This window comes from Pseudomonas sp. B37(2017), assembly GCF_002112885.1.
In the GTDB taxonomy this organism is placed as follows: Bacteria; Pseudomonadota; Gammaproteobacteria; order Pseudomonadales; family Pseudomonadaceae; genus Aquipseudomonas; species Aquipseudomonas paraglycinae.
This window is the reverse complement of the sequence record NZ_NEIX01000001.1, coordinates 549,323-567,813: the sequence shown is the minus strand read 5'-3', so window position 1 is coordinate 567,813 and position 18,491 is coordinate 549,323. Positions and strand designations below refer to the sequence as shown.

14 protein-coding genes are annotated in these 18,491 nt (G+C 61.2%); 12 read left to right on the top strand and 2 right to left on the bottom strand.

Translation table 11 applies throughout. The features are described from left to right. Nucleotides 1-54: 54 nt before the first annotated feature. Nucleotides 55-1,176 (bottom strand): hypothetical protein, encoded by a 1,122-nt coding sequence (locus tag CAF90_RS02610; RefSeq protein WP_085603305.1) that lies wholly within the window; start codon nucleotides 1,174-1,176, stop codon nucleotides 55-57. 334 nt (nucleotides 1,177-1,510) lie between these two features. Here CAF90_RS02610 and CAF90_RS02605 point away from each other — a divergent pair, with 334 nt between their 5' ends. From CAF90_RS02605 to CAF90_RS02560, 10 genes are all read left to right on the top strand, one after another. Beyond that, nucleotides 1,511-2,380 carry a triacylglycerol lipase gene (locus tag CAF90_RS02605; protein WP_085603303.1) on the top strand — a complete coding sequence of 290 codons (870 nt, stop codon included), beginning with the start codon at nucleotides 1,511-1,513 and terminating at the stop codon, nucleotides 2,378-2,380. Between the two features lie 97 nt (nucleotides 2,381-2,477). After that, nucleotides 2,478-2,759 carry a peptidylprolyl isomerase gene (locus tag CAF90_RS02600; protein WP_007952068.1) on the top strand — a complete coding sequence of 94 codons (282 nt, stop codon included), beginning with the start codon at nucleotides 2,478-2,480 and terminating at the stop codon, nucleotides 2,757-2,759. Nucleotides 2,760-2,894: 135 nt separating this feature from the next. After that, nucleotides 2,895-4,763, top strand: coding sequence for an extracellular solute-binding protein (locus CAF90_RS02595; RefSeq protein WP_085603301.1), 1,869 nt, complete (start codon nucleotides 2,895-2,897; stop codon nucleotides 4,761-4,763). Continuing rightward, on the top strand, nucleotides 4,763-5,824 hold the full coding sequence (locus tag CAF90_RS02590; protein ID WP_085603299.1) for a microcin C ABC transporter permease YejB: 1,062 nt from the start codon (nucleotides 4,763-4,765) through the stop codon (nucleotides 5,822-5,824). Before CAF90_RS02595 ends, CAF90_RS02590 begins: the two co-directional genes overlap by 1 nt. Further along, nucleotides 5,824-6,846, top strand: coding sequence for an ABC transporter permease (locus tag CAF90_RS02585; protein WP_007952058.1), 1,023 nt, complete (start codon nucleotides 5,824-5,826; stop codon nucleotides 6,844-6,846). The genes CAF90_RS02590 and CAF90_RS02585 overlap by 1 nt, the downstream gene beginning before the upstream one ends. A gap of 13 nt (nucleotides 6,847-6,859) precedes the next feature. Beyond that, nucleotides 6,860-8,434 (top strand): ABC transporter ATP-binding protein, encoded by a 1,575-nt coding sequence (locus CAF90_RS02580; RefSeq protein WP_085603298.1) that lies wholly within the window; start codon nucleotides 6,860-6,862, stop codon nucleotides 8,432-8,434. A gap of 40 nt (nucleotides 8,435-8,474) precedes the next feature. Further along, entirely contained in the window at nucleotides 8,475-9,890 is a 1,416-nt protein-coding gene (locus tag CAF90_RS02575) for a sigma-54-dependent Fis family transcriptional regulator (RefSeq protein WP_085603296.1), read from the top strand. A gap of 272 nt (nucleotides 9,891-10,162) precedes the next feature. Further along, nucleotides 10,163-11,554: a GntP family permease gene (locus tag CAF90_RS02570; RefSeq protein WP_085603294.1), complete on the top strand. Its 1,392-nt coding sequence runs from the start codon at nucleotides 10,163-10,165 to the stop codon at nucleotides 11,552-11,554. Between the two features lie 7 nt (nucleotides 11,555-11,561). After that, complete coding sequence (hbdH, locus tag CAF90_RS02565; RefSeq protein WP_085603292.1) at nucleotides 11,562-12,335, top strand: 3-hydroxybutyrate dehydrogenase; 774 nt, start codon at nucleotides 11,562-11,564, stop codon at nucleotides 12,333-12,335. 63 nt (nucleotides 12,336-12,398) lie between these two features. After that, entirely contained in the window at nucleotides 12,399-14,354 is a 1,956-nt protein-coding gene (locus CAF90_RS02560) for an acetoacetate--CoA ligase (RefSeq protein WP_085603290.1), read from the top strand. A 6-nt stretch (nucleotides 14,355-14,360) separates the two neighbouring features. On the opposite strand, the gene CAF90_RS02555 is transcribed toward CAF90_RS02560, so the two are convergent. Further along, a complete protein-coding gene (locus CAF90_RS02555) occupies nucleotides 14,361-15,470 on the bottom strand; it encodes a PilT/PilU family type 4a pilus ATPase (RefSeq protein WP_085603287.1) in 1,110 nt (369 codons plus the stop codon). A 127-nt stretch (nucleotides 15,471-15,597) separates the two neighbouring features. Here CAF90_RS02555 and CAF90_RS02550 point away from each other — a divergent pair, with 127 nt between their 5' ends. Together CAF90_RS02550 and CAF90_RS02545 are read left to right on the top strand one after the other, a co-directional pair. Then, nucleotides 15,598-18,135, top strand: a complete 2,538-nt coding sequence (locus CAF90_RS02550) for a PAS domain-containing protein (protein ID WP_085603285.1) — start codon at nucleotides 15,598-15,600, stop codon at nucleotides 18,133-18,135. A 50-nt stretch (nucleotides 18,136-18,185) separates the two neighbouring features. Beyond that, nucleotides 18,186-18,461, top strand: a complete 276-nt coding sequence (locus CAF90_RS02545) for a peptidylprolyl isomerase (RefSeq protein ID WP_007952044.1) — start codon at nucleotides 18,186-18,188, stop codon at nucleotides 18,459-18,461. Nucleotides 18,462-18,491 lie beyond the last annotated feature (30 nt).

Sequence of the window (18,491 nt, the reverse complement as noted above, 5' to 3'; positions counted from 1 at the left end):
TCCGGTGTGTGTGTCATTCACCCGGAGGGCCAGCCAATGCTCAACGTCGACACATCAGCCCTGCACTACTCGCAGCAGGGTCACGCTGGACATCTGACTCACATCATCAAGCCTCTCGACCGAATAGGACACTTGCACAAGGGTGTCCACATGTTCGCGCCAGAATCGATACGGCACGATGAAGACCAAAGGTTGCATGGCCATTCCGCTGATTATTTCGCGGTCATCGCGGTGAAAGAATGACTCGCCGTCGCACTTGAGATAAACCAGCTCCCCCTCCTCTACCCGCGCATCACTGATCAATACACTGACGCCGTCGATTGCATCCTGCACATCGAGTACCCCGTCATCGGCTTCGAGCACCTGGGGTGCCGCCAATACATCCCTTTCAAGAGGAGCAATGCTGATTCGCGTCACACCTGATTCGCGAATCGCGCCGCTTTGCTGTTCGACACTGTATCGAATCACCACTTCCCCGCCGAGATGCGGCGTGATGAACTCGGGTGCGATCCCCAGCACCAGAGGCCGACCGACAGCAAAGGACTCGACGATCAGCGTGTCTCGAAGTGATGCCTCATGCGCGCCCCCCTCCCAGATCAACCGCACCCGGTCGCCGACACACATTCCGGCATAGGGCTGAAGCGTGACCGAGGTCCCGTCGATGATGCGTGCGGGGTCGAGACTGCCCCCGACAGCGTCCTCGAGGGTGACCGGCATGAGGCTGTAACGAACATCTCCGACATCCAGTTGCCTGCGCAAGGAAATCAGTGGCTCCGGATGCGAGGCACTGGTCAATGTCCAGAACACCTCCAGCGAACCTCCGTCCAGCGCCGCGATGTGATTGCCCCGAACGACCAGAACGATCTCCCTGCCCAACTGGGCTTCGCTGACAAATCGCGTGATTTCATGTTGATACGGCATACCTTCGATATCGTGGCCGCACCAGCTCAACACGATCCTGTCCCCACAGGCCATTCCTGGATAGGGGGCGATCCGCACGACTACCCGATTCAGAGAGGGATCAAGAACTGCACCCTCCAGCGAATCGATTGCGGGTTCGGGCAGCGATAAAGCGTGTTCGCGTGTCCGACAATGTCCGAAGACCCCGACCCGTTCAGCATCCATCCCCATGCCTCGCACTTGCGAAGCCGTTACCCGTTCATCCGTCATGTTCATTCGCTGCTCCATTCCCTGGAAATGACACGCCGGCGGGCTGCGTCAAAGAGCCTTTATTTAACGCGCTTCATCGCCTCCACGATGTCAGCCGGGCACCCGGCGAGACAGAGCTAAAGGCACTGGGTCGAGTAGGCAAAAATGGGAAAAATACATTCGCCGAGGCTAGACCCCTCCAAATATTCAGAACCGGATTTCATTCAAAAGTGAAATTTCATACGCACACTGATCCAGTTTCCACCCCACTAGAAAGACTCTTCAGGCATCGCCTGCGCATCGACTGTTTTAGAGTGGCACGCAGACAACATCGATGAATCTCTGCGATCAAGGACGAAAAATGCAACGAAATGCCACAACTCTCTATCCCGTACTGTTGGTGCATGGTCTGTTCGGATTCGAGCGCATTGGCCCTTTCGAACTGTTTCATGACGTCAAACAGGCACTCAAGGCCGCCGGCGTGCAGGTATTCGTGCCGCACTTGTCGGCTGTTCATGACAACGAAGTGCGAGGCGAGCAATTGCTTTCGCAGATCGACTCCGTGCTCCGAGGCACAGGCGCGACAAAAGTCAACCTGATCGGACACAGCCAGGGCGCACTGACGGCTCGGTATGCTGCGGCGCTTGCGCCACACAAGGTCGCTTCCGTGACCTCGGTCAGCGGTCCCAATCACGGTTCCGAGCTGGCTGACTTCCTGCGCAAGGCATTGATCCCCGGACGGCTGCCGGAGACCGTGGCCCAGAACGTAGCTACGTTGTTTTCCAACTTTTTATCTCTGCTCAGCGGGCACAAAACACTGCCTCGCCATGCACTGGCAGCACTTAATGCGCTGACGACGGAAGGTGTCGGCCAATTCAATGACAAATACCCGCAGGGTCTTCCCGAAACCTGGGGTGGCCAAGGTGCCGAGCGGGTCGATGGCGTTCGCTATTATTCGTGGAGTGGTGTTGTGCCGGAGCTGACCGTGCAGGCCCTCGACCCGGTACAGGGCATCTGCCTCGCCCTGTCGGAATATTTCATTACAGAACCCGCGCAGAACGACGGTTTTGTCGGCCGCTTCAGTTCTCACCTCGGCACCGTGATCCGCTCCGATTATCCGCTCGACCATTTGCGCAGCCTGCGTCGGGGCATCGGTCAGCGCACCACGGAAAACGATCCTGTCGAGCTCTATGTCGAACACGCGTTGCGCCTGCAAGCAGCTAATCTGTAGCGACCGGTATCAGACGAGCGAATGGAACTTTGCCGAGAAATCGGCCACTGAATCCGGTAGGCTCCCCCCTTTACTGATTTGATTGGAGAGTTTCCCCATGGCTAAAGCCACTGCCCGCCACATCCTGGTTTCCAGCGAAGCCAAGTGCAACGAACTCAAGGCCCAGATCGAAGGTGGCGCTGATTTCGCCGAAGTGGCCAAGGCCAACTCCACCTGCCCGTCCAGCCGTCAGGGCGGCGACCTGGGTTCGTTCGGTCCTGGCCAGATGGTCAAGGAATTCGACACCGTGGTATTCAGCGCGCCGATCAACGTCGTGCAAGGCCCGGTGAAGACCCAGTTCGGCTACCACCTGCTGGAAGTCACCAGCCGTCAGGACTGATATTCAGCCCGACCTGCTGTGCAACGGCCCGCCTGATGGCGGGCCGTTTTGTTTTGGTTACACCACACCGCTGGCGAACGGCGCGCCGCTCGCGTACAAATTGCGCTTATCGATTACCCGGCTTTAAGGCTGACAATGCGACTGGCTTTCCCGACATTGATGTTCACTGCCGTGACCCTGCTGCTTGGGATCACCGGTGTGGACGCCGCACCGCAGCATGCGATGACCGTCTATGGCGAACCGGCAAAGTACCCGCCCGGCTTCAGTCACTTCGATTACACCAACGTCCGGGCGCCCAAGGGCGGGACGATGCGCCGCTCGGCCATCGAGATCGGCCACTTCGACCATGTCCTGCCGTACATCGACAAAGGCATCGGCGTCAGCCAGATCGACGGCCTGCTGTACTCCCCGCTGGCCCAGCGCTCGCTCGACGAGCCCTACACCGTATACGGCCTCGTGGCGCAGAAAATGGAGCGATCGGAGGACGGCCTGTCGTTGCGCTTCTTTATCAACCCCAAGGCCCGCTTTGCCGATGGCAAGCCAATCACCGCCGAAGACGTTCGCTACACCTATGACTTGCTGATGACCCAGGGCAGCCTGCGTTATCGCACCCAGTTCGCCGACGTCAAAGGCGTCGAAGTCGAAGCCCCGCTCACCGTGCGTTTCGATTTCAAGAGCAACGAAAACCGCACCCTGCCGCTGGACATCGCCACGCTGCCGGTGTTTCCCGAGCATTGGTGGAAGACCCGTGATTTCGCCGGTGGTGGCGGCTATGAACCGCCGCTGGGCAGCGGCCCGTATCGAGTCGGCAAGGTCGACTCCGGACGCAGCATCACCTTTGAACGCAATCCCGACTGGTGGGGCAAGGACCTGCCGGTCAGCCGTGGCCTGTACAACTTCGATCACTTCAGTATCGAGTACTTCGGCGACACCGACGTCGCCCGCCAGGTCCTGCGCGGCGGCGCCTATGACTACAACCGTGAATTCTCCGCCACCGGCTACTCCATCGGTTACGAGAGCCCGGCCCTGAGCGACGGTCGTCTGCAAAAGGCTCACCTGGCCACCGAAGCGCCGCAGTCGGCCCAGGGCTTCGTGTTCAATCTGCAAAAGCCGATATTCCAGGATCGCCGCGTTCGTCAGGCACTGGCCATGCTCTGGGATTTCGAATGGAGCAACCGGCAGATGATGCGCAACATGTACATCCGCCAGCAGAGTTACTTTTCCAACACTGATCTGGCCGCCCGCAAACTGCCGGACGCCGCCGAACTGAAGATTCTCGAACCCTTGCGCGGACAGATTCCCGACGAGGTATTCACCCAGGTGTTCGAAGCACCGAAGACTGATGGCAGCGGCATCATCCGCGACAAACAACTGCAAGCGCTGGAGCTGCTGGAACAGGCCGGCTGGAAACCCGATGGCGACCAGTTGGTCAACGACCGTGGCGAGCCGTTGAGCTTCACCTTCCTGGTCAGCCAGAACGGCATGGACCGCCTGCTGCTGCCGTACAAGCGCACGCTGAAGCAGATCGGCATCAACCTCGACATCCGTCGCATCGACTCCTCGCAGTACGTCAATCGCCTGATGAGTCGTGACTACGACATGATCGTCACCGGCTACCCGGTCACCACCTCCCCCGGCGGCGAACTGTTGAACTACTTCGGTTCGGCATCGGCCAACGACCCGGGCGCCAACAATTACATGGTGCTGAAGAACCCGGCGGTCGACACCTTGATCAACGGCCTGATCCGCGCCTCGACCCAGGCCGACATGCTGCGTTACGCCCATGCGCTGGACCGGGTGCTGCAATGGAACTACTACTGGATTCCCAACTATTACCCGCCGGGCACGTCGACCGTGTGGTGGAACCGTTTCGGCATTCCCACCGTGCAGGCGAGCAATGACGAGGCGATCGAGAGCTGGTGGGAAATCAGCAGCACGCCGCTGACCAACCAGCAGATGACGGCCGAGAAAATCAGCCGTGGCAGACCCGGAGGGCCGCACTGATGTGGGCTTACATACTGCGGCGCCTGCTGCTGATCATCCCGACGCTGGTGATCATTCTGCTGGTCAACTTCGTGATCATCCAGGCCGCGCCGGGTGGTCCGGTGGAACAGGCCATCGCCCACTTGCAAGGCATCGGCGGCGCCAGTGTCGGCGGCGGTGCGAGCGAGACCATGAGCGGCACGTCCCGCGCCAGCCGTGGCCTCGATCCGCAACTGATCAAGGACATCGAAAAACAGTACGGCTTCGATAAACTCGCCCATGAACGCCTGTGGCTGATGCTCAAGAATTACGCGCAGCTGGATTTCGGCAAAAGCTTCTTCCGCGGCGCCACGGTCACCGACCTGATCCTGCAGAAAATGCCCGTGACCATTTCCCTAGGGCTGTGGGCGACGTTGATCACTTATCTGGTGTCGATCCCGCTGGGCATCCGCAAAGCCGTGCACCACGGCAGTCACTTCGATATCTGGAGCAGCACGGCGATCATCATCGGCTACGCCATGCCGGCATTCCTGTTCGCAATGTTTCTGATCGTGGTGTTCGCTGGCGGCACGTCGCTGAACTGGTTTCCGGTGCGCGGGCTGGTGTCCGACAACTTCGAATCCCTGTCGACGCTGGGCAAGATCACCGACTATTTCTGGCACCTGGTATTGCCGGTCACGGCGCTGGTGATCGGCGGTTTCGCCACCCTGACCATCCTCACCAAAAACTCGTTCCTCAATGAAATCACTCGCCAATACGTGGTCACCGCGCGTGCCAAAGGCCTGAGCGAAAACCGGGTGCTCTACGGACACGTGTTCCGCAACGCAATGCTGCTGGTGGTGTCGGGCATTCCCCAGGCGTTCATCAGCGTATTCTTTGCCGGCTCATTGCTGATCGAAGTGATCTTCTCCCTCGACGGCCTTGGGCGCATGAGTTACGAAGCGGCCGTGTCCCGTGACTATCCGGTGGTGTTCGGGTCGCTGTTCATCTTCACGCTGTTCGGCCTCCTGATAAAACTGATCGGCGACCTGTGCTACACGCTGGTCGACCCGCGCATCGACTTCGCCGCGAGGAACGCCTGATGTTCAAGCTCTCGCCTCTGGGCCGTCGCCGTTTCGAACGTTTCAAGAAAAACCGCCGGGGCTGGTGGTCGCTGTGGCTGTTTATCGGCCTGTTCCTGCTCAGCCTCGGCGGCGAACTGATCGCCAACGACAAGCCTTTGGTCGTCAGTTATCAGGGTCAATGGTACTTCCCGGTATTCAAGCGCCACACCGAACAGGAGTTCGGCGGACAACTGCCGTTTCAGGCCGACTACCGCAGCGATTACGTGCAGAAGCTGATCCGCAAGGACGGTGGCTGGCTGCTGTTTCCGCCGATTCCGTTCAGTGACGACACCCCGAACTACGACCTCAACAAACCGGCGCCGAGCCCGCCGACTTCGGTCAACTGGCTGGGCACCGACGATCAGGCGCGCGACGTACTGGCTCGGGTGATCTTCGGCGCGCGGGTGTCGATCCTGTTCGCCCTGATGCTGACCTTCGTCAGCGCCCTGATCGGTATCGCAGCCGGTGCCCTGCAGGGTTATTACGGCGGCTGGGTCGATCTGCTCGGCCAGCGTTTGCTGGAGGTCTGGTCGGGGCTGCCGGTGCTTTACCTTCTGATCATCCTTTCGGGATTCGTCGAGCCGAACTTCTGGTGGCTGCTGGGGATCATGGCGCTGTTTTCCTGGCTGGCGCTGGTGGACGTGGTGCGCGCCGAGTTCCTGCGCGGTCGCAACCTGGAGTACGTCAAGGCTGCCCGGGCGCTGGGCTTGAGCGATCGCAAGGTTATTGTCCGGCACATCCTGCCCAACGCGATGAACGCAACTCTGAGCTACCTGCCCTTCATTCTGACCGGAGCGATTTCTACCCTGACTGCGCTGGACTTCCTCGGTTTCGGCATGCCCGCCGGCAGCGCATCGCTGGGCGAGTTGATCGGTCAGGGCAAACAGAACCTGCAAGCGCCGTGGCTCGGGTTGACCGCGTTTTTCACCCTGGCGCTGATTCTTTCCCTTTTGGTATTCATCGGCGAAGCGCTGCGCGATGCCTTTGACCCGCGCTCATGAACGGAACCTTGATATGACTGACAATCTGATCGAAATCCGTGACCTCAGCGTCGCCTTCCATGGCCAGACCGTGGTGCGCAACCTGTGCCTGGACATCCGCCCCGGCGAGTGCCTGGCACTGGTCGGCGAGTCGGGCTCGGGCAAATCGGTGACGGCCCACTCGATCCTGCAACTGCTCCCCGAATGCGATGCCCGGACCACCGGCAGCATCCGCTATCGTGGGCAGGAACTGGTCGGCGCCGATCCCAAGACCCTGCGCGACCTGCGAGGTAACCGCATCGCCATGATTTTCCAGGAGCCGATGACCTCGCTCAATCCGTTGCACACGATTGAAAAGCAGATCGGCGAAACCCTGTTGCTGCACCGTGGCCTCGGCGGTAAAGAGGCTCAGGCACGAATCCTCGAACTGCTGGAACTGGTGGGCATCCAGAAACCGAAAGAACGGCTGAGGGCTTATCCACATCAACTGTCCGGCGGTCAACGCCAGCGGGTGATGATCGCGATGGCCCTGGCCTGCGAGCCCGAACTGCTGATCGCCGACGAGCCAACCACAGCCCTTGATGTGACCGTGCAGCGCAAGATCCTGTTGCTGCTCAAGTCCCTGCAACGGCGCCTCGGCATGTCGCTGCTGCTGATCAGCCATGACCTCAATCTGGTGCGCAGCATCGCCCAACGAGTGTGCGTGATGAAGGCCGGTGAGATCGTCGAGCAGGCGCCGTGCGAAACCCTGTTCACCGAGCCGAAACACCCTTACAGCTGCGTGTTGCTCAACGCTGAACCGGAAGGCGAAGCACTGCCCCGGGACGAACGCGAGAACGTGCTGGAAGTCGATGACCTGCGGGTTGATTTCACCGTCGGCGGCGGGCTGTTCCAGCGCAAGCAATACCTGCGCGCGGTGGACGGCATCAGCCTGAACATCCAGCGCGGCAAGACGCTAGGCATCGTCGGCGAATCCGGCTCGGGCAAGTCGACCCTCGGTCAGGCGATCCTGCGGCTGCTCGACTCCAAGGGCAGCATTCGCTTCCAGGGCACGGCACTCGACGGTCTCGACCAGAAGCAGATGCGGCCGTGGCGCCGACAGATGCAGGTGGTGTTCCAGGACCCGTTCGGCAGCCTCAGCCCGCGCATGTCGGTGGCGCAGATCATCAGTGAAGGGCTGGAGGTGCATTGCCAGTCCACAGCTGACGAGTGCGACGACCAGGTGATCCGCGTGCTCAAGGAAGTCGGGCTCGACCCTGAAAGCCGTCATCGCTATCCCCATGAATTCTCCGGCGGCCAGCGTCAGCGCATTGCCATCGCCCGGGCACTGGTGCTCAAACCGGCGCTGATCCTGCTCGACGAGCCGACTTCGGCCCTTGATCGCACCGTGCAGAAACAAGTGGTCGCCCTGCTCCGCCAGCTTCAGGAAAAACATGGCCTGACGTACCTGTTCATCAGCCACGACCTGGCCGTGGTGCGGGCGCTGGCCCACGACATGATCGTGATCAAGGACGGCAAGGTGGTCGAAAGCGGCGCCAGTCATGACGTGTTCGACTCACCGCAGCATCCCTATACCAAAGAGCTGTTGGCGGCGGCGCATCCGGGATAGGCATAATCGCGCCACCTGACTTCCGCCAATGGACGCCGCCATGAACACCACCGAAAGCCTCAAGGATTACCAACGGGTCCGCACGCTGGCGATCCGTTCGTTGTTCGAGATCATCGAGCAATCCAGTGAAGGCACGGTGATTGTCGACCGCGACGCGAACATCGTCTGGATGAACGAGCGCTATGCCCGGCGCTTCGGGCTCGACTCCGCCGCCGGGGCCATTGGTAAACCCTGCGAAAGCGTGATCCCCGGCAGCCTGCTGCGCGAAGTGGTGCGCACCGGGCGGCCGATTCTGCTGGACATGCAGGACACCCCGAAAGAACCGCTGGTGGTGATGCGCCTGCCGATCCATGACGACGCCGGGGCGGTGATCGGCGCCATCGGCTTTGCGCTGTTCGACGAATTGCGCACGCTGTCGCCGATGCTCAAGCGCTACCTGAGCATGCAGGAGGAGTTGGCCTCGACCCGTTCGCTGCTGCGCGCCCGCCAGACCAAATACAACTTCGCCCATTTCATCGGCACCAGCGCTGCCAGCCTGGAAGTCAAACGCCGTGCCCGCCGCAGCGCGAGTGCCGCGTCGCCGGTTCTGTTGCTGGGCGAGACCGGCAGCGGCAAGGAGTTACTGGCGCAGGCCATCCACGGTGCATCGCCCCGGGCGCACAAGGCGTTCGTCAGCATCAACAGCGCGGCGATTCCAGAGGCGTTGCTTGAAGCCGAGTTCTTCGGCACTGCCCCCGGCGCCTTCACCGGTGCCGATCGCAAGGGTCGCACCGGCAAGTTGCAGATTGCCCAGGGCGGGACGCTGTTTCTCGACGAGATTGGCGACATGCCGCTGCCGCTGCAAAGCAAATTGCTGCGAGTGTTGCAGGAAAAGGAATTCGAGCCCGTAGGCTCCAACGACGTGATCCAGAGCGATGTGCGGGTGATTGCAGCCACCTCGACGGATCTGGAGGCGGCGATCAAGCGCGGAGAGTTTCGCGCGGATTTGTACTACCGGCTCAACGTGCTGCCGATTCAGGTGCCGCCGCTGCGGGAACGGCTGGACGATCTGCCGGCGCTCAGTGAAGCGATTCTTGAGGAGTTGCGCAGTCAGCACGAGTTGAACCGCGAAGCGCTGGAGCTGCTGGGCCAGCACGCCTGGCCGGGGAATATCCGCGAGCTGCGCAATGTACTGGAGCGGGCGGCGTTGCTCAGTGATGACTTGATGCTGACGGCGGATGACATTCGGGCGGCAATTGGCACGTTTACACCGGTTGAGCGAGCACTGGCGCCTCTGTCAGAGCCGGCAACCCACGAGACCTTCAGTCAGGCCCGCGAGCGGTTTGACCGGCAGTTGATTCAATTCACCCTCGCGCAATGCGGGGGCAAGGTGATCGAGGCGGCTGAGCGGCTTGGACTGGGTCGTTCGACGCTATACAAGAAGATGATTGCGCTCGGGATCGTAGAGTCTCAATAAAGAGACTCAATTCTCCATAAAGGGACAAGATCAAAGCTTCGCGAGCAAGCTCGCTCCCACAGGGAAATGCATAAGAATGTGGGAGCGGGCTTGCCCGCGAAAGCGTCCTCACAGCCATAGAAGTCTCTAAACAGAGACAAAACCCCGAATACTACCGCCAAACATCAAATTAATTCCTTTTATTTCAATAACTTAACCATCTGGCACAGATCTCGCTATAGCCCTCCCCACACCCGTTCCACCCACAAAAATAACAATCGAAGGAGCACACCATGAGTGTGATCATCGCCTTGGCAGCCCTCGCGCTGCTGATGCTCGCGGCCTACCGTGGCTACAGCGTTATCCTTTTTGCACCGATCGCCGCCCTCGGCGCCGTCCTGCTCACCGACCCGTCCGCCGTTGCCCCTGCTTTCACCGGGGTGTTCATGGAGAAGATGGTCGGTTTCATCAAACTTTACTTTCCCGTGTTCCTGCTCGGCGCCGTGTTCGGCAAGCTCATCGAGCTGTCGGGTTTCTCCCGCTCGATCGTCGCGGCAGCGATTCGCTTGCTCGGCACCCGCCAGGCGATGCTGGTGATCGTGCTGGTCTGCGCCCTGCTCACCTATGGCGGCGTTTCTCTGTTCGTGGTGGTATTTGCGGTCTACCCGTTCGCAGCGGAAATGTTCCGCCAGAGCAACATCCCCAAGCGCCTGATCCCGGCAACCATCGCCCTCGGCGCGTTTTCGTTCACCATGGACGCCCTGCCCGGCACACCGCAAATCCAGAACATCATCCCCAGCACCTTCTTCAACACCACCGCGTGGGCCGCGCCGTGGCTGGGCGTGATCGGCACGATTTTCGTGTTCTGCGCCGGCATGCTGTTCCTGCAGCGCCAGCGCAACAAGGCGCAGCGTGCCGGTGAAGGCTACGGCACCGAACTGCGCAACGAACCGGAAACCGCCGAAGACCTGAAACTGCCGAACCCGTGGATCGCCCTGTCGCCGCTGCTGGCGGTGGGCATCATGAACCTGCTGTTCACCCAGTGGATTCCGCAGTGGTACGGCAAGACCCACAGCCTCGCGCTGCCGGGCATGGCCGCACCGGTCACCACCGAAATCGCCAAACTCACCGCAATCTGGGCGGTGCAAGCGGCTTTGTTGGTCGGCATCCTGATGGTGCTGGCGTTCGGTTTTAAAGCGATCAAAAGCAAGCTCGCCGAAGGCAGCAAAAGCGCAGTCAGCGGTGCGCTGCTGGCGGCGATGAACACTGCGTCGGAATATGGTTTCGGTGCGGTCATCGCCTCGTTGCCGGGTTTCCTGGTGCTGGCCGACTGGCTCAAAAACATTCCCAATCCGCTGGTCAACGAAGCAATCACCGTGACCCTGCTGGCCGGTATCACCGGTTCCGCTTCGGGTGGCATGAGCATCGCGCTCGCGGCGATGTCCGAACAATTCATCAGCGCCGCCCACGCCGCCAACATTCCGCTGGAGGTGCTGCACCGGGTGGCCGCGATGGCCAGCGGCGGCATGGACACGCTGCCGCACAACGGCGCGGTGATTACCCTGCTCGCCGTCACCGGCCTGACTCACCGTGAGGCCTACAAGGACATTTTCTGTATTACGCTGATCAAGACCCTGGCGGTTTTCGTGGTGATCGGCACTTTCTACGCCACTGGCATTGTGTGAGGTATAGATGACGACTCTTTCTGGCAAGACCGCACTGGTTACCGGCTCCACCAGCGGCATCGGGCTGGGCATCGCCCTGACGCTGGCCAAGGCCGGCGCCAACCTGATCCTCAACGGTTTTGGCGATGCGTCGAAGGTGATCGCCGAAGTCGAGCAGTTCGGCGGCAAGGTCGGCCATCACCCGGCAGACGTCAGCGACCCGGCGCAGATCGCCGACATGATCGCCTACGCCGAACGCGAGTTCGGCGGCGTGGACATTCTGGTCAACAACGCGGGCATCCAGCACGTCGCGACGGTGGAAGAGTTTCCGGTGGAGCGCTGGGACTCGATCATTGCGATCAACCTGTCATCGGTGTTTCACAGCACTCGCCTGAGTTTGCCGGGCATGCGCGCCAAGGGTTGGGGGCGGATCATCAACATCGCTTCGGTGCACGGTCTGGTCGGTTCCACCGGCAAAGCCGCGTATGTGGCGGCCAAGCATGGCGTGATCGGCCTGACCAAGGTGGTCGGCCTGGAAACCGCCGCCAGCAATGTCACTTGCAACGCGATCTGCCCGGGCTGGGTGCTGACGCCGCTGGTGCAGAAACAGATTGATGATCGAGCGGCCAAAGGTGTCGACCCGCAGCAGGCGCAACACGATCTGCTGGCCGAGAAGCAGCCGTCGCTGGAGTTCGTCACCCCGGCGCATCTGGGTGAACTGGTGCTGTTTCTGTGCAGCGAGGCCGGCAGCCAGGTGCGTGGCGCGGCGTGGAATATCGATGGTGGGTGGCTGGCGCAGTAAGTTCGTAACTGATCGCTCCCACGCCACAGTGGGAGCTTTCTGACCAACAATAAGAGGCAAACCATGTCCGACATTCTCTGGCAGCCCGATGCCAAACGCATTGCCCGGTCCCGCATGGACGGCTTTCGGCGCTTCATCAATCAGCGCCACCACCTGAAGCTCGACGACTACCCGGCCCTGCATCAATGGTCCATCGACCAGCGTGAAGCGTTCTGGCAAGCAATCGTGGATTTCTTCGGCATCAGTTTTCACACCCAACCGGACGCCGTTCTGCGTGGCGGCCTGAAAATGCCGGGCGCCGAGTGGTTTCCCGGCGCTACCCTGAATTTTGCCGAACACCTGCTGAGTCGCCGCGACGATGCCATCGCCGTGATCGCTATCGGCGAAAACGGCCAGCGTGAACTGCTGACCTGGGCCGAACTGGCCCAACAGGTCGCCGGCTTCCAGGCCAGCCTGCAAGCGGCCGGCGTCGTCGTTGGCGACCGGGTTGCAGCGTGCATGCCCAACACTTGGCAAACCCTGGTGGCGATGCTCGCGACCACCAGTCTCGGGGCGATCTGGTCGTGCTCATCGCCGGACTTCGGCACCCACGGCGTGATCGACCGCTTCGGCCAGATCGAACCGAAAGTACTCATCACCTGTGCCGGTTACCGTTACGCCGGCAAAGAGATCGACCAGACCGTCAAGATCAACGAAATCCTCGAACAGCTGCCGTCTCTGCAACAGCTGATCATCGTGCCTTACGCGCGCCCCCACGCCCATGCCACGGATTACCGGACACCCGCCAACGTCACGTTGTGGGACGACTTCTATGAACCGGGTGATGAGCCGCAATTCGTCCCGGTGCCGTTCGATCATCCGCTGTACGTGCTGTATTCCAGCGGCACCACCGGCGTGCCGAAATGCATCGTTCACAGCACCGGCGGCGTGTTGCTGCAACACGCCAAGGAGCACGGGCTGCATGTCGACCTGGGCCCCGGCGACCGTCTGTTCTACTACACCACCTGCGGCTGGATGATGTGGAACTGGCTGGTCTCGGCACTGGCGGTCGGCAGCGCGGTGGTGCTGTATGACGGCTCACCGTTTTATCCGGACAACGAGCGATTGCTGGAGCTGCTCGACGACGAGCAGGTCAGCGTGTTCGGCACCAGCCCGAAATTCCTCGCGACCCTGGAAAGCAGCGGCATCAAGCCGCGCGAAAGCTACGACCTGAGCCACCTGAAAACCCTGCTTTGCACCGGCTCCGCGCTGTCGCCGCAGAGTTATGACTTCGTCTATCGCGACTTCAAACCGGATGTGTGCCTGTCCTCGATGTCCGGTGGTACGGACATCGTGTCCTGCTTCGTCAACGGTAACCCGATGTCGGCGGTTCGCCGGGGCGAGATCATGGGCAAGAGCCTGGCCATGGCGGTGGAAGTGTGGAATGACGCCGGGCAACCGGTGATCGGCGAAAAAGGTGAGTTGGTATGCACTCGACCATTCCCGGCGATGCCCATCGGACTCTGGAACGATCCTGATGGCGAGAAGTTGCGCAAATCCTATTTCAGCCAGTTCCCCGGCGTCTGGGCCCAGGGTGACTACGCCGAGCAACTGCCCCATGGCGGAATGCTGATTCACGGCCGCTCCGACGCCGTGCTCAACCCCTGCGGCGTGCGCATCGGCACGGCGGAAATCTACCGTCAGGTGGAGAAAGTCCCGCAAGTGCTGGACAGCGTCGCCATCGGCCAACAGTGGCAGGACGACGTCCGGGTGGTGCTGTTCGTGCGCCTCAAGGAAGGCGTAGCGCTGGATGACGCACTGCAACAGCAGATCCGCCAGGTGATCCGCGCCAACACCACACCGCGCCATGTGCCGGCGAAGATCGTCGCGGTCACCGACATTCCGCGCACCATCAGCGGCAAAGTGGTGGAACTGGCCGTGCGCAATGTGGTGCACGGTGAATCGGTGAAAAACACCGATGCGCTGGCCAATCCTGAAGCGCTTGAGCAGTTTCGCAATCGGGTCGAACTTCGCGACTGAAGCCTGTCAGTCCATCAGTCCCCACTCGCCGGTCGAGGGCGGTGGGGACGGCATGGTGTCGGCGTGCAGCTTCAGGCGCAGACGCAGGTTGTTCACCGAGTCTGCGTTTTTCAGGGCCTCGTCTTCATCGATCACTCCTTCCGCCACCAGCGCGAACAGTGCACCGTCAAAGGTCTGCATGCCCAGTTCCGCCGATTTTTCCATGATGGTTTTCAGCTCGCCAAAGTCATTGCGCCGGATCAGATCGGCAATCGTCGGCGTACCGAGCATCACCTCGGCGGCGGCCCGTCGCTGACCGTCCCGGGTTCGCACCAGACGCTGGGAGACGAACGCCTTGAGGTGATTGCCCAAGGCATGCAATAGCTGCGGCCGGCGCTCTTCGGGAAAGAAATTGATGATCCGGTCCAGCGCCTGATTGGCGTTGTTGGCGTGCAATGTCGACAGCACCAGATGCCCGGTTTCGGCGAAGGCCAGCGCATGCTCCATGGTCTCGCGGTCACGGATTTCGCCGATCAGCACCACGTCCGGGGCTTGGCGCAGTGTGTTTTTCAGCGCGGCGTGAAAGCTGCGGGTATCGACACCGACTTCGCGCTGGTTGATGATCGATTTTTTGTGGCGATGGATGTATTCCACCGGATCCTCGATGGTGATGATGTGCCCGCTGCTATGGCGATTGCGATGGTCGATCAGCGCCGCCAGCGACGTGGATTTGCCGGAGTCGGTGGCGCCGACGAACAGGATCAGGCCTTGCTTGAGCATCACCGATTCGAGCAATACCGACGGCAGTTTCAAGTCTTCGAATCGCGGAATGTCGAGTTTGACGTTACGGATCACGATCGACACGTCGTTGCGCTGTTTGAAGATGTTGACCCGGAAGCGACCGATGCCCGTGCGGGAAATCGCCAGGTTCATTTCCAGATCCCGGTCGAACTCCCGGCGCTGCTCGGCGTCCATCAGGGAGGCAGCGACAGTCGCCACTTCGCCGGGCTTGAAGGGCTGATCGCTCAGCGGCGTCAGCACCCCGTCGAACCGCGCACTGGGCGGTGCGCCCGTGGACAGGAACAGATCCGAACCGTGGCGGCTCGCCAGTTGTTTGAGCAATGCATCGATTTCCATGGCCAAAAGCACCTGCGAAGCTTTCAATGAACTTAAGACCGTGCGTCGTGACGCGACGGGCCTTACAGCGTCTACCGCACTAGGATAGTAGACGCCGCCTCACCGACCGACGCCCAGGATTGATGTGATGAACGCTGTACCGAACACCAACGACGCCCAGGCATTGATTGCCCGCACCGACTGGAGCCGCAGCCCGCTGGGCGCCGCTGGCACCTGGCCACAGAGCCTGCGCACCGCGGTGGACATCGTGATTCACTCGCCGATGCCGATGCTGCTGTTGTGGGGCCCGCACCTGACCCAGATCTACAACGACGGCTTCGCGTTGCTCGCCGGGAGCAAGCATCCGCACGCTTTCGGACAACCGGCGCACCAGATATGGCCGGAACTTCGAGACTTTACCGACCCGATTTACAGCGCGGTCCTACAAGGCCAGGTGCGAACCTACAGCGAACGGCGTTTTACCCTGCAACGGGACGGCCAGGATTCCGATTTCTGGCTGGACCTGACCTACAGCCCGATCCGCGACGAAAGCGCGCAAGTGGCTGGCATTCTGGTCACCGCCATCGAAACCAACGAACGCCGGCGCATCGCCCTGGAATTGCAGCAGCGCTCCGAAGACAGCCTCAAGGCCCAGCGTGAAAGCGAAGAACGCCTGCAACTGGCGCTGGCGGCCACCGATGCGGTCGGCACCTGGGATTGGGACATCGGCGAAGATCGCTTCATCGCCGATGCGCACTTCGCCCAGTTGCACGGTATCGATCCGGCGCTGGCCGGGCAGTTGCCGATCAGCGAATACCTGCACGGCGTGCACCCCGAAGACCGCGCGCTGATTGCCCGCAGCATCAAGCATTGCATCACCCACGGCACCGAATACGCCGAGGAATACCGCCTGCTGCAAGCCAATGGCGAGCTGCGCTGGGTGTTCGCGCGCGGGCGCTGCTACAAGGATCATCATGGCCGGCCGATGCGTTTCCTCGGCGCCGCGCTGGATCTGACCGAGCGCAAGCACACCGAACAGGCACTGCGGCAAAGCCAGACCGAGCTGCAACTGATCATCAACGCCATGCCGATCCTGATCAGCTATGTCGACCACGAAGAACGTTTTCGCCTGAACAACGCCGCGTACCTCGACTGGTACGGGCTCACGCCGCAGGAGCTGTACGGTCGCACGATCCGCGAGGTCATCGGCGAAGAGGCCTATTTCCTGCGGGCGCCGTACATCGCCGAAGCCCTGGCCGGTCGTCCCTGCTCGTTCAGCCTGTACACGCCGCACCGCGACGGCAGCCAGCGGCATGCCCTGATGAACTACCTGCCGCGCCACGGTGCGGACGGTGCGGTGAACGGTTTCTACATCTTCGTGATCGACGAAACCGAACGCAAAAAGACCGAAGAAGCGCTGCGCAACCTCAATGAAACCCTTGAGGAACGTGTCAGCGCACGTACCGAGCAGTTGGCCCAGGCCAACCAGCGTTTGCAGAACGAGATGTTCGAACGCGAGCGCGCCGAAGACGCCCTGCGCCACGCGCAGAAAATGGAAGCGGTCGGCCAGCTCACTGGCGGCATCGCCCACGACTTCAACAACATGCTGACCGGCATCATCGGCAGCCTCGATCTGATGCAGCGCTACATCGCCAGTGGCCGCGCCGATGAAATCGGTCGTTTCACCGACGCGGCGGTGTCCTCGGCCAACCGCGCGGCGGCACTGACCCACCGTCTGCTGGCGTTCTCCCGGCGTCAGTCGCTGGATCGCAAAACCATCAACGTCAATGAACTGATCCACTCGCTGGAAGACCTGATCCGCCGCACCAAGGGTGATCCGATCGAGCTCAAGTTGCGCCTGGCCGACAACGTATGGTCGGTCAGCACCGATGTCAGCCAACTGGAAAACGCCCTGCTCAACCTAGTGATCAACGCCCGCGATGCCATGCCCGACGGTGGTGAGCTGTTGATCGAAACCGCCAACGTCTACCTCGACGGCAACGACATCACCACCCTCGAACCGGTCAAGGCCGGGGATTACCTGATGCTGGCGGTGAGTGACAACGGTACCGGCATGACGCCTTCGGTACGCTCCAAAGCGTTCGATCCGTTCTTTACCACCAAGCCGATCGGCCAGGGCACCGGGCTCGGGTTGTCGATGATTTATGGCTTTGCCCAGCAATCCGGCGGACACGTCAGCCTCGACAGCCTGCCGGGTCAGGGCACCTGCGTGCGCCTGTACTTGCCGCGTTTGTATGCACTGGAACCGGAGCGGCCGGTCATCGAAACGGTCACCGAGGCTCCCGCCGTGGCAACCGGCGAAACCGTGGTGGTGGTCGAGGACGATCCGGCGGTGCGCATGCTGGTCATGGACCTGCTCAAGGAGCTGGGTTATCGCGCCCATGAAGCCGAAGACGCCAAGGGCGCCCTGCCGTTGCTCGAATCGGATCTGCGGGTTGACCTGCTGGTGACCGACGTCGGCCTGCCGGGCATGAACGGCCGGCAAATGGCGGAGATCGCCCGGCAGCATCGTCCGGGCCTCAAGGTGTTGTTCATGACCGGTTACGCGCAGAAAGCCGCCGAGCGTCAGGGCTTCCTCGAGGACGGCATGGACATGGTCGCCAAACCGTTTTCCATCGAGCAGCTGGCCGGCAAGATCCGCACGATGATCAGCCAAAACCCGTGACTTGAGGCATAATCCGCGCCCCGCCGTCACCCCGCTACAGGTATTGCACGATGAAAGCCCAAGCCCGCCACATTCTGGTGAAGACCGCCGAAGAGGCTGAAAAACTCAAGCAACGCATCGCCAACGGTGAAGCGTTCGATGTGCTGGCGAAGAAATTTTCGACCTGCCCGTCCGGCAAGCGTGGCGGCGATCTGGGTGAAGTGCGGCCGGGGCAGATGGTCGGTGCGATCGACGCGGTGATCTTCAAGAAACCGCTGCGCACCGTGCACGGGCCGATCAAGAGCAAATTCGGGTATCACCTGGTGCAGGTGTTTTACCGAGATTAAGTGTTTGGCTTCAGGGCCTCTTCGCGGGCA

Bases quoted from the DNA above. Each gene is read 5' to 3' on its own strand.
- CAF90_RS02585 (WP_007952058.1), top strand. From the start codon at position 5,824: ATGTTCAAGCTCTCGCCTCTGGGCCGTCGCCGTTTCGAACGTTTCAAG.
- CAF90_RS02560 (WP_085603290.1), top strand. From the start codon at position 12,399: ATGTCCGACATTCTCTGGCAGCCCGATGCCAAACGCATTGCCCGGTCC.
- CAF90_RS02575 (WP_085603296.1), top strand. From the start codon at position 8,475: ATGAACACCACCGAAAGCCTCAAGGATTACCAACGGGTCCGCACGCTG.
- CAF90_RS02580 (WP_085603298.1), top strand. From the start codon at position 6,860: ATGACTGACAATCTGATCGAAATCCGTGACCTCAGCGTCGCCTTCCAT.
- CAF90_RS02610 (WP_085603305.1), bottom strand. From the start codon at position 1,176: ATGAACATGACGGATGAACGGGTAACGGCTTCGCAAGTGCGAGGCATG.
- hbdH (WP_085603292.1), top strand. From the start codon at position 11,562: ATGACGACTCTTTCTGGCAAGACCGCACTGGTTACCGGCTCCACCAGC.
- CAF90_RS02590 (WP_085603299.1), top strand. From the start codon at position 4,763: ATGTGGGCTTACATACTGCGGCGCCTGCTGCTGATCATCCCGACGCTG.
- CAF90_RS02555 (WP_085603287.1), bottom strand. From the start codon at position 15,470: ATGGAAATCGATGCATTGCTCAAACAACTGGCGAGCCGCCACGGTTCG.
- CAF90_RS02545 (WP_007952044.1), top strand. From the start codon at position 18,186: ATGAAAGCCCAAGCCCGCCACATTCTGGTGAAGACCGCCGAAGAGGCT.
- CAF90_RS02570 (WP_085603294.1), top strand. From the start codon at position 10,163: ATGAGTGTGATCATCGCCTTGGCAGCCCTCGCGCTGCTGATGCTCGCG.
- CAF90_RS02600 (WP_007952068.1), top strand. From the start codon at position 2,478: ATGGCTAAAGCCACTGCCCGCCACATCCTGGTTTCCAGCGAAGCCAAG.
- CAF90_RS02550 (WP_085603285.1), top strand. From the start codon at position 15,598: ATGAACGCTGTACCGAACACCAACGACGCCCAGGCATTGATTGCCCGC.
- CAF90_RS02595 (WP_085603301.1), top strand. From the start codon at position 2,895: ATGCGACTGGCTTTCCCGACATTGATGTTCACTGCCGTGACCCTGCTG.
- CAF90_RS02605 (WP_085603303.1), top strand. From the start codon at position 1,511: ATGCAACGAAATGCCACAACTCTCTATCCCGTACTGTTGGTGCATGGT.